Here is an 11,214-nt window from a genome sequence, read left to right on the forward strand (position 1 = left end):
TCCTCATGCCGGCGTCGCACGTCGACGTTAGGCGGGTGTGCGCCGCCGCGAGGGCGGATCGCGCGCGGTGCCGTGCTAGCCGTGCCGGTTGCCGTGGGGGGCACGTGCGCTTGCGTGCTGCCGGCGGCGGCTCTGCGTGCTCAATCGCGTCGATGGTGCGCGGCAGACGGGGCGGGTGCACCGGCTCGCACCCGAGGTCCGTGCCCCGATGTCCGAGCCCGCTCGTAGACTCGATGGGTGGCATCCGACTCCTTCGTACACCTGCACGTGCACAGCGAATACTCGATGCTCGACGGGGCGGCACGCATCGGGTCAATGGTGCAAGAGGCGGCCCGGCTCGAGATGCCGGCGATCGCCGTCACCGACCACGGCAACACCTTCGCGGCCTTCGAGTTCTACAAGACGGCGAAGGATGCCGGCATCAAGCCGATCATCGGGATCGAGGCCTACGTCACACCCGGGACGCACCGCGGTGACCGCTCGCGAGTGCGGTGGGGCACTCCCGAGCAGTCCGACGACGATGTGTCGGGCTCGGGTGCCTACACCCACATGACGCTGCTGTCCGAGACGACAGAGGGCATGCACAACCTGTTCCGGCTCTCGTCGCGGTCGAGCCTCGAGGGCTACTACTTCAAGCCCCGCATGGACCGCGAACTGCTGCAGACCTATTCGAAGGGTCTCATCGCCACGACAGGGTGCCCCTCTGGCGAGATCCAGACGCGTCTGCGGCTCGGCCAGTACGACGCGGCGCGTGCGGCCGCAGCCGAGTTCCAAGACATCTTCGGCAAAGACAACTACTTCACCGAGATCATGGACCACGGTCTGTCGATCGAGCGGCGCGTCATCGGCGACCTGCTGAAGATCTCGAAAGACCTCGACATCCCGCTGGTCGCGACGAACGACCTGCACTACACCCACCAGCACGATGCAAAGAGTCATGCGGCCCTGCTGTGCGTGCAGTCCGGCTCGACCCTCGACGATCCGAAGCGGTTCAAGTTCGACGGCGACGGGTACTACGTCAAGACGGCGGCCGAGATGCGCCAGGTCTTCCGCGAGCATCCCGAGGCGTGCGACACGACGCTGCTGATCGCCGAACGGTGCGACGTCGAGTTCAACACCTCGGCGAACTACATGCCCCGGTTCCCCGTGCCTGACGGCGAGACCGAAGAGTCGTGGTTCATCAAAGAGGTCGAACAGGGGCTGAACGTCCGGTATCCCGCCGGCATCCCCGATGATGTGCGCAAGCAGGCCGAGTACGAGACGGGCGTCATCGTCCAGATGGGCTTTCCCGGCTACTTCCTCGTCGTCGCCGACTTCATCAACTGGGCCAAGCGCAACGGCATTCGCGTCGGCCCGGGTCGCGGGTCGGGCGCCGGCTCGATGGCGGCGTACGCGATGGGCATCACCGACCTCGACCCGCTGCAGCACGGACTCATCTTCGAGCGGTTCCTCAACCCCGACCGTGTCTCAATGCCCGACTTCGACGTCGACTTCGACGACCGCCGCCGTGGCGAGGTCATCCAGTACGTCACCGAGAAGTACGGTGACGAGCGCGTCGCCCAGATCGTCACCTACGGAACCATCAAGGCGAAGCAGGCGCTGAAAGACGCCGGGCGTGTGCTCGGGTTCCCGTTCAGCATGGGCGAGAAGCTGACCAAGGCCATGCCCCCCGCCGTCATGGGCAAGGACATGCCGCTCGAGGGCATGTTCGACACGAAGCATCCGCGGTTCAAAGAGGCCTCTGAGTTCCGTGCTCTGATCGAGACCGATCCCGAGGCGAAGACGGTGTTCGACACCGCGGTCGGGCTCGAGAACCTCAAGCGTCAGTGGGGCGTGCACGCCGCCGGCGTCATCATGTCCAGCGAGCCGCTGATCGACATCATCCCGATCATGAAGCGCGAGCAGGACGGCCAGATCGTCACGCAGTTCGACTACCCCGCGTGCGAATCGCTCGGTCTCATCAAGATGGACTTCCTGGGGCTGCGCAACCTCACGATCATCAACGATGCGCTCGACAACATCGAGGCCAACCGCGGTCATCCGCTCGTGCTCGAAGACCTCACGCTCGACGACCCGGCGTCGTACGAACTGCTCTCGCGCGGTGACACGCTGGGGGTGTTCCAGCTCGACGGCGGGCCGATGCGCTCGCTGCTGAGGCTGCTCAAGCCCGACAACTTCGAGGACATCTCGGCCGTCATCGCGCTGTATCGCCCCGGGCCGATGGGGGCGAACTCGCATATCAACTACGCCCTGCGCAAGAACGGGCAGCAGGAGATCACGCCCATCCACGAGGAGTTCACCGACTCGCTGTCGGACATCCTCGACACGAGCTACGGCCTCATCATCTACCAGGAGCAGGTGATGGCGATCGCCCAGCGCGTCGCCGGGTTCAGCCTGGGTCAGGCCGACATCCTGCGTCGCGCGATGGGCAAGAAGAAGAAGTCCGAGCTCGACAAGCAGTTCGAGGGCTTCCAGGCCGGCATGCACGCCAACGGCTATACGGATCCGGCGATCCAGAAGCTGTGGGAGATCCTGCTGCCGTTCTCGGATTACGCCTTCAACAAGGCACACTCGGCCGCGTACGGACTGGTCTCGTATTGGACGGCGTACCTCAAGGCGCACTATCCGGCCGAGTACATGGCTGCCCTGCTCACGAGCGTCGGTGACGCGAAGGACAAGCTCGCGATCTACCTCAACGAGTGCCGCCGGATGGGCATCAAGGTGCTCCCGCCCGACGTCGGTCAGTCGATCCGCTACTTCGCCGCCGTCGGCGAAGACATCCGCTTCGGGCTCGGCGCCGTCCGCAACGTCGGCACGAACGTCGTCGACGCGATCGTCGCGGCCCGAGAAGAGCCGTTCACGTCGTTCCACGACTTCCTCGCGAAGGTGCCCGTGCACGTCGCGAACAAGCGCACCGTCGAGTCGCTCATCAAGGCGGGCGCGTTCGATTCGCTCGGCGACACCCGGCGCGCGCTGATGGAGATCCATGAGGACGCTGCCGAGGCGGCGGTGCTCGACAAGCGTCGCGAGGCCAACGGCGAGGTCGGGTTCGACTTCGATTCGCTGTGGGGCGACGACGAGCCGCAGAAGGCCGCGAAGGTGCCCGATCGCCCCGAGTGGACAAAGAAGGACAAGCTCGCGTTCGAACGCGAGATGCTCGGCCTGTATGTCTCCGACCACCCGCTCGCGGGCCTCGAGATACCGCTCGCGAAGCACGCGTCCATCAGCATCCACGATCTGCTCGCGAGCGAGGTGCTCGACGACGGCGACCAGGTCACGATCGCGGGGCTCGTGACGAGCGTGCAGCATCGCGTCGCGAAGCAGAGCGGCAATCCCTACGGCATGATCACCGTCGAGGACTTCAACGGTGAGATCACCGTCATGTTCATGGGCAAGACCTACACCGAGTTCTCGTCGATGCTGCAGGCCGATTCGATCCTCGTCGTGCGCGGCCGGGTGTCCCGCCGCGACGACGGAATGAATCTGCACGCGCAGGCCGTCTTCTCGCCGGATCTCGGCACGATGGATGCTGCGGGCCCACTCACCCTGACGATGCCTGAGCATCGCGCTACCGAAGGCACCATCGGCGACCTCGCTGGGGTGCTCGGACGTCATCGCGGCGACACCGAGGTGACCCTCAAGCTGCACAAGGGCGGCACCGCCAAAGTGTTCGAGGTTCCGCTGACCGTCACCGTGACCGCCGACCTGTTCGGCGAACTCAAAGGACTGCTCGGACCCCAGTGCCTCGGGTGATGCGCCGGTAGGATCAGGGGACCCCTTGCTCGGAACCGGAAGGACCATCGTGACCGACCACCAGGACGAGATCAACGTCGTCGAGACGGACATCACGGTCGACGAGACCGACAAGACGGTCAACGAACCCGCGGTCGCGGATGAGCGACCCCAGTACGGGGTCGGACCGTTCACCATCCGCGAGGTCGCGCTCACGGGGATCTGGCTCGCGGCGTTCGTCGTGTCGTTCTTCCCCGTCGCCGCGATCATCGGGGGCCCTCGCGAGAGCCTCCTGTTCGGCTTCGGCTCGGTATGGACCACGGGTCTGGGCTGGGTGCTCACGATCGGCCTGCCGACGATCGCCGTCTTCCTGCTGGTGCTGCGGCGGCTTTCGCCCGAGGGCATCCGTCGCTTCGGCTCTCTCGGCATCGACCAGTTCGCCTCGGTCGCCTTCTCGGTGTCGGCGATCATCTGGCTGCAGCTCGTCTGGGAGACCATCGCATTCTCGCTCGCGGGCGGCGCATGGTTCCGCTCGTGGGTGATCTGGGTCGAGCTGTTCCTCATGCTCGGTGGCGTGCTGCTGACGGTGTTCGCTCCGCTCGTCCCGCCGTTCTCCGAAGACTTCCAGGGTCGGCGTGAGGTCCCCGCGCACCGCAACGCACGGCCCGTCCGTGCCGTCTCGCCGCGTCCGGCCCGGCCCAAGCCGGAGCCGGCTCCGCACGCGTTCGCCGGAGAGGACTCGGCGCCCAGCCCGTACGCACCGGTCGCCGAGGGCAACGCCTACGAGGCCGGTCCGATCGACGAGCCGGCCTACGGCACCGAGCCCGCCGACGCTGACGTCGTCTGGGAATCCGATCACGCGAGCGAGGCCCACGAACCCGCCGCCCAGGCAGATGTCGCCGAAGCCGCACCCGTGCGCTACCAGGCCTTCTGGGCCCTCGTGCCCGAAGAGCGCGACGTCGTCGACGAGAACGGCGTGCCGCTGTTCCGCATCGGACCGACCGCATGGGCACTCGTCATCGAGGATCACGGCGACCGCTTCATCGTGCGCCACGAGGACGGCCGCGTCGGGCACCTGCACGACGTCACGGGCGTGACGCGCGGCTGATGCCCGCAGCCGCGCTAGCGTAGACGGATGCTTCGCACGATCGACCTTCGCGGACGCTCGCTTTCACCCGCCGAGCTCCTCTCCGCCGTTCCGCGCGCTGTGGCGGCCCGCGATGAGGCGCTTTCGGCCGCCGCGCAGATCGTCGCCGACGTCGCCGCGCGCGGCGAAGACGCGCTGCGTGAGCAGGCCGAGCGTTTCGACGGCGTTACCGGTCACGCCATCCGGGTGCCCGCCGATCATCTCGACGAGGCCCTCGCCGCCGTCGACCCGGCGGTGCGCGCGGCCCTGGAAGAGGCGATCGAACGCGTGCGCACGGCATCGGTCGCGCAGGTTCCGGCGCCCGTCGTCACCGAGCTCGCACCGGGCGCCCGTGTCGCCCAGCGCTGGCAGCCGGTTCGGCGCGTCGGGTTATACGTGCCCGGCGGCAAGGCGGTGTACCCGTCGAGCGTCGTCATGAACGTCGTGCCGGCGCAGGTCGCGGGTGTCCAGCGCATCGCCCTCGCCTCGCCTCCGCAGCGGGACGCCGACGGACGCGTGCACCCCGTCATCCTCGCCGCAGCCCGCCTGCTGGGGGTCGACGAGGTCTACGCAATGGGTGGCGCGGGCGCCATCGCGGCCTTCGCACATGGTGTCGCGTCCCTCGGACTCGGCCCCGTCGACGTCGTGACGGGGCCGGGCAACAACTTCGTCGCTGCCGCCAAGCGCGCCGTTGCCGGACGTGTGGGGACCGACTCCGAGGCGGGGGCAACCGAGATCCTCATCGTCGCCGACGAGACGGCCGACCCACGGCTCGTCTCGGCCGATCTCATCAGCCAGGCCGAGCACGACGAGCAGGCCTCGGCCGTGCTCGTGACGCACTCACCGACTCTCGCTGCCGAGGTGCTGGCCGACCTCGAAGAGCGCGCTCCCCGCACTCGGCACGCCGACCGCGTCGCGACGGCGCTGGCCGGGCCGCAGTCGGCCATCGTGCTCGTCGACGATCTCGCGGCGGCGACGGCGTTCAGCAACGCGTACGCGCCGGAGCACCTCGAACTGCACCTCGCCGATCCCCGCCCCGAAGAGTTCGTGCACGCCGGCGCCGTATTCGTCGGTCCCCACTCGCCCGTGAGTCTCGGTGACTACCTCGCCGGTTCCAACCACGTGCTGCCGACCGGGGGCCAGGCGCGTTACGCCGCCGGCCTGTCTGCGGCGACGTTCCTTCGCCCGCAGCAGGTCATCGAGTACGACCGGGATGCCCTGGCGGGCGTGCGCGAGGCGATCGTGACTCTTGCCCAAGCCGAGCACCTGCCCGCGCACGGAGAAGCCGTCGACGTGCGGTTCGACGCGTAGGCTGGGGCCCGACATGCACTGCCCGTTCTGCCGCCACTCCGATTCGCGCGTCATCGATTCGCGCACGAGCGATGACGGGCTCAGCATCCGCCGACGTCGCCAGTGCCCCGAGTGCGGCGGCCGCTTCACGACCGTCGAGACGGCGAGCCTGAGCGTCATCAAGCGATCCGGAGTCGTCGAGCCATTCAGCCGCGAGAAGGTCGTGTCCGGCGTACGCAAGGCATGTCAGGGTCGGCCCGTCACCGATGCGGATCTGGCGATGCTTGCGCAGAAGGTCGAGGAGTCGATCCGTCAGACCGGATCGTCGCAGCTCGACGCCAATGAGATCGGGCTGGCGATCCTCGGACCCCTGCGCGAACTCGACGAGGTGGCCTACCTGCGGTTCGCGAGCGTCTATCAGGCGTTCGAGTCGCTCGAGGATTTCGAATCGGCGATCGACCGGTTGCGTGCCGACCGGCAGCCGCAGGCCGCCGCCGTCGACGAGTGACCGCGCGCCGCCCGATAGCCTGAACCCTGATGTATCCGTTTTTCTTTCGCACCGTCCTGTCGCGCTTCGACCCCGAATCGGCCCACCACCTCGCGATGAGGGTGATCCGGGTGCTGGGGCATCCTGTGCTCGCCTGGGCTCCGCGTGCCGTCACCCGGCCGCACGATGAGCTCGCCACCGAAGCGCTCGGGCTGCGCTTCGATTCGCCGTTCGGCGTCGCGGCGGGCTTCGACAAAGACGTCATCGGTGCACGCGGGCTGTGGGCGCTCGGCTTCGGCCACGTCGAGGTGGGCACCGTCACAGCGATCCCGCAGCCGGGAAATCCTCGTCCGCGGCTGTTCCGGCTGGTTCCCGACCGCGCGGTGATCAACCGTATGGGCTTCAACAACGGGGGCGCCGCGGCCGCGTCGGTCCGGCTCGAGAAGCTGCGGCGACGCCGGCGGCGACCCGTCGTCGGGGTCAACATCGGAAAGAGCCGCGTGGTCGACGTCGCCGACGCGACCGCCGACTATGTCCGCAGCGCGACGCTGCTCGCCCCGCTGGCCGATTACCTCGTCGTCAACGTCTCCTCACCGAACACGCCGGGGCTGCGCAGCATGCAGGCGGTCGAAACGCTGCGTCCGCTGCTCGACGCCGTGCGGGCCGCCGCAGGCTCCACGCCGCTGCTCGTCAAGATCGCGCCCGACCTGTCCGATGACGAGGTCGAGGTGATCGCGCGCCTCGCCGTGGACGCCGACCTTGCGGGGATCATCGCCACCAACACCACGATCTCGCGCGAGGGGCTGCGCACGCCGGCCGCCGTCGTCGAGGCCGCGGGCGCGGGTGGCCTGTCCGGCGCGCCGCTGAAAGCACGGTCACTGGACGTGCTGCGCATCGTGCGCGCCGTCGTTCCGGCGCAGTTCTGCGTCATCTCGGTCGGGGGAGTCGAGACGGCCGCCGACGTGCAGGAGCGACTCGACGCCGGTGCGACCCTCGTGCAGGGCTATACGGCGTTTCTCTACCGCGGTCCGTTGTGGGCGCGCCAGATCAACAAGGGACTCAGACGGGGCGCCCGCCGCGCTTGACCTGAGGCTTGGGCAGACGCAGGAACCGCATCTGGATGGTGCGCATCGCGGCGTACCAGCCGAGGCCCTTCTCCATGCGGTCGCCCCATTTCGCCGCCGCGGCCTTCTTCACGCGGATCGACGTGATGATCATGTCGCCGATGACGAAGAGGATGAAGACCCACAGGGCGATGAACGAGTAGTACTGGATTCCGGCGACGGGGATGAACGTCGCGACGATGACGAGCACCATGGCGGGCATGACGGCCTCACCCAGGTGCCACCCGGCGTCGACGAAGTCGCGTACCCACCGGCGCTGCGGACCCTTGTCTCGCGGAGTCAGATAACGATCGTCGCCGGCGGCCATGCCGGCGCGCGCCTTCTCGCGCTGTGAGGCCATGTCGGCTTTCGCGCGAGCCTTCGCTTCTTTCGTGTCGGGCACGAGCGGGCGCTTGCGGGCTGCTTCGCGCTCAGCGCGCGTCGGGGTGGGGCGACCCTTCCCTGTGGGGGTGCCGTTGAGCACGGTGCCCTCGGACGGCGCGTCACTGGACGCGGAGGCTGCGGGGGTCTTGGCCACGATGGATCCTCGGTTCGGCGGGAACGGGTGCCGGTTAAGATTACCCGCATGACCTCAGAGCTCTCCCGCCAGAACGCCGTCGCGGATGCCGCGAGCGCCGGCATCCCGTCGGCACTTGCCGATCTCGGCACTCTCGTGCGCATTCCCTCGATCGCTTTTCCCGGTTTCGACCCTGCTGAAGTGCGTCGCAGCGCGGAAGCGGTGGCGTCCCTCGCCGAAGACCTCGGCATCTTCGACCGGGTCGAGATCCGCGACGCGCAGATCCCGGGGACCTCCGAGCGGGGGATGCCCGCCGTGCTGGCCACGCGCCCCGCGCGCAACGGCCGACCGACGATTCTGCTCTACGCGCACCATGACGTGCAGCCGGTCGGAGATGAGACTTTGTGGGAGTCGGCGCCGTTCGAGCCCACGGTGCGCGACGGACGCCTCTACGGTCGCGGCGCCGCCGACGACAAGGCCGGCGTCATGGTTCACATCGGCGCGCTGCGCGCACTCACAGAGGTCCTGGGAACGGATTTCGACCTCGGGGTGGCACTTTTCATCGAGGGCGAGGAAGAGGCGGGATCGCGCTCGTTCGCGCAGTTCCTCTCCGACAACGCCGACGCACTTCGCGCCGATGTCATCGTGGTCGCCGACTCGGGCAACTGGGATGACAAGACCCCGGCACTCACGGTGTCGCTGCGCGGCAACGCGCGCTTCACGATGTCGGTGCGCACGCTCGAGCACGCGTCGCACTCCGGCATGTTCGGCGGTGCCGTGCCCGACGCCATGATGGCCACGGTTACGCTGCTCGCGACGCTGTGGGACCAGAACGGCTCCGTCGCCGTCGAGGGTCTGCAGGCCCGGGATGCAGCCACGCCGGAGTACACCGAAGAGACCCTGCGGGCCGAGGCCGGGCTGCCCGCCGGCGTCAGCCCCATAGGCGACGGCACGATCTTGAGCCGCATCTGGAACAAGCCGTCGATCACCGTGACCGGGATCGACGCGCCGAGCGTCGTCAACGCGTCGAACACGCTCACGCCCGAGGTGTCGGTCGTCGTGAGCGCCCGCGTCGCCCCCGGCCAGTCCGCCCGCGATGCGTACGAGGCGATCGAAGCGCACCTGCGCGCGCACGCCCCGTTCGGTGCGCAGTTGACGTTCCGCGACGTCGATTTCGGTGACGGGTTCCTCGTGGACTCGTCCGGATGGGGCGTGGCGACGGCGCGTGAAGCGCTCAGCGAGGGCTACGGCGTGCCATCGGTCGATCTCGGTATCGGCGGCTCGATCCCGTTCATCTCCGACCTGATGCGCGAGTTCCCGGGCGCCCAGATCCTCGTGACGGGTGTCGAGGATCCGCACGCGCGGGCGCACAGCCCCAACGAGTCGCTGCACCTCGAGACATTCCGCAACGCGCTCGTGTCCGAAGCCCTTCTGCTCGCGAAACTCGACGCGCGCCAGAACTGAGCCGAAACGCCGCGCGCGGAGCCGTTATCGCCCGCGCGGCGTAGAATCGTGGCATCCGGCTGCACCGATCTCGGAGGATCACATGACCGACACCGCCCTGTCTACAGACCAGGAAGCCCGCGCGCACAACGTGTCCATCACCGATGCGGCCGCGCTCAAGGTCAAGAGCCTGCTAGACCAGGAGGGGCGCGACGATCTGCGTCTGCGGGTCGCGGTTCAGCCGGGCGGCTGCAGCGGCCTGATCTACCAGCTCTACTTCGATGAACGCTTCCTCGAGGGCGATCAGGCCGTCGAGTTCGAGGGCGTCGAGGTCATCGTCGACGAGATGAGCGTCCCGTATCTCGACGGCGCCACGATCGACTTCAAAGACACGATCTCGGAGCAGGGATTCACGATCGACAACCCCAACGCGGGCGGCAGCTGCGCCTGCGGAGACAGCTTCCACTGATCGAACGGCATTTTCACGAAACCCGGTGCGTCACGACGCGCCGGGTTTCGTCGTTTCCGGACCCAGATCGAACGCGGCAAGCTGGACAGATGGCCTGAAGTGCCTGAGCGGTTGCTCTAGACTGGCGGAAGTCACATTCGCGACTTGGAAAGGTGCACCGTGCCCTCGAAACGCCGCCTCCGCTGGGCCCTCCTCCCCGTTGGGATCGCAACGGCCGCCGTCTTGGCTGGATGCACCCCGACGGAGCTCAACGGATATCTGCCGGGCTTCGTCGAGGACGGTCCCGCTGCAACCAACCACACCGAGATGGTGTCCGGTCTCTGGGTCAACTCCTGGATCGTGCTGCTCGCCGTCGGTGTCATCACGTGGGGGCTGACGCTCTGGGCCGCCATCGTCTACCGGCGTCGCCGCGGACAGACCGCTCTGCCCGTGCAGCTTCGCTACAACATGCCGATCGAGATCTTCTACACGATCGTCCCGGTCATCCTCGTGCTCGGCTTCTTCGCCTTCACCGCGCGTGACCAGGCGATCCTCGAGGACTACGACGAGGACCCCGACATCTCGATCACGGCGATCGGCAAGCAGTGGGCCTGGGACTTCCAGTACAACGGCGACACCGAGGACGACACCGTCTGGTCGATGGGCGTTCAGGCGCAGACCGACGAAGCCGGCAACATCATCAACGATCTGCCGACGCTCTACCTGCCGGTCGACAAGTCCGTCACCATCAACCTGCAGTCGCGCGATGTCATCCACTCCTTCTGGATCATCGACTTCCTGTACAAGAAGGACATGTACATCGGCCGCGACAACCTGTGGTCGTTCACCCCGACCCGCGAGGGCGAGTACGCGGGCAAGTGCGCCGAGCTCTGCGGCGAATACCACTCGATGATGCTCTTCAACGTCAAGGTCGTCAGCGAGGCCGAGTACGAGGACTACCTCGACTCGCTGGAGGCCGCCGGTCAGACCGGTGACATCAACGACGAATACAACCGACTCCAGAACCTTCCGGGCACCGGCGGGATCGCACCGGAGGGACAAGACTGA

General features: G+C 67.6%; 9 protein-coding genes. 8 read left to right on the top strand and 1 reads right to left on the bottom strand.

The features are described 5' to 3' along the window. Window positions 1–237: 237 nt before the first annotated feature. From dnaE to AC25Y0_RS03290, 5 genes are read left to right on the top strand one after another with little or no spacing between them, the layout of a single operon-like run. The gene (dnaE, locus tag AC25Y0_RS03270) at window positions 238–3,753 is read left to right on the top strand and encodes a DNA polymerase III subunit alpha (RefSeq protein WP_488122955.1); all 3,516 of its coding nucleotides are present in this window, start codon (window positions 238–240) and stop codon (window positions 3,751–3,753) included. Window positions 3,754–3,802: 49 nt separating this feature from the next. Further along, window positions 3,803–4,840 carry a hypothetical protein gene (locus AC25Y0_RS03275; protein ID WP_488134184.1) on the top strand — a complete coding sequence of 346 codons (1,038 nt, stop codon included), beginning with the start codon at window positions 3,803–3,805 and terminating at the stop codon, window positions 4,838–4,840. A gap of 27 nt (window positions 4,841–4,867) precedes the next feature. Further along, window positions 4,868–6,169, top strand: coding sequence for a histidinol dehydrogenase (hisD, locus tag AC25Y0_RS03280; RefSeq protein WP_488122957.1), 1,302 nt, complete (start codon window positions 4,868–4,870; stop codon window positions 6,167–6,169). A 13-nt stretch (window positions 6,170–6,182) separates the two neighbouring features. Further along, window positions 6,183–6,656, top strand: coding sequence for a transcriptional regulator NrdR (gene nrdR / locus AC25Y0_RS03285; protein ID WP_488122958.1), 474 nt, complete (start codon window positions 6,183–6,185; stop codon window positions 6,654–6,656). A gap of 29 nt (window positions 6,657–6,685) precedes the next feature. Next, entirely contained in the window at window positions 6,686–7,720 is a 1,035-nt protein-coding gene (locus AC25Y0_RS03290) for a quinone-dependent dihydroorotate dehydrogenase (protein ID WP_488134185.1), read from the top strand. Here the strand turns inward: AC25Y0_RS03290 and AC25Y0_RS03295 are convergent. Continuing rightward, on the bottom strand, window positions 7,695–8,276 hold the full coding sequence (locus AC25Y0_RS03295; protein WP_488122960.1) for a DUF3043 domain-containing protein: 582 nt from the start codon (window positions 8,274–8,276) through the stop codon (window positions 7,695–7,697). The two genes, AC25Y0_RS03290 and AC25Y0_RS03295, sit on opposite strands and share 26 nt — an antisense overlap. A gap of 48 nt (window positions 8,277–8,324) precedes the next feature. Here AC25Y0_RS03295 and AC25Y0_RS03300 point away from each other — a divergent pair, with 48 nt between their 5' ends. The 3 genes from AC25Y0_RS03300 (at window position 8,325) to ctaC (ending at window position 11,214) form a co-directional block, all read left to right on the top strand. Next, window positions 8,325–9,719: a M20/M25/M40 family metallo-hydrolase gene (locus tag AC25Y0_RS03300; RefSeq protein WP_488134186.1), complete on the top strand. Its 1,395-nt coding sequence runs from the start codon at window positions 8,325–8,327 to the stop codon at window positions 9,717–9,719. Window positions 9,720–9,801: 82 nt separating this feature from the next. After that, on the top strand, window positions 9,802–10,167 hold the full coding sequence (gene erpA, locus AC25Y0_RS03305) for an iron-sulfur cluster insertion protein ErpA (protein WP_488122962.1): 366 nt from the start codon (window positions 9,802–9,804) through the stop codon (window positions 10,165–10,167). A gap of 159 nt (window positions 10,168–10,326) precedes the next feature. Then, the gene (gene ctaC, locus AC25Y0_RS03310) at window positions 10,327–11,214 is read left to right on the top strand and encodes an aa3-type cytochrome oxidase subunit II (RefSeq protein ID WP_488122963.1); all 888 of its coding nucleotides are present in this window, start codon (window positions 10,327–10,329) and stop codon (window positions 11,212–11,214) included.

The sequence above is a fragment of the Microbacterium sp. Y547 genome, from assembly GCF_057669785.1.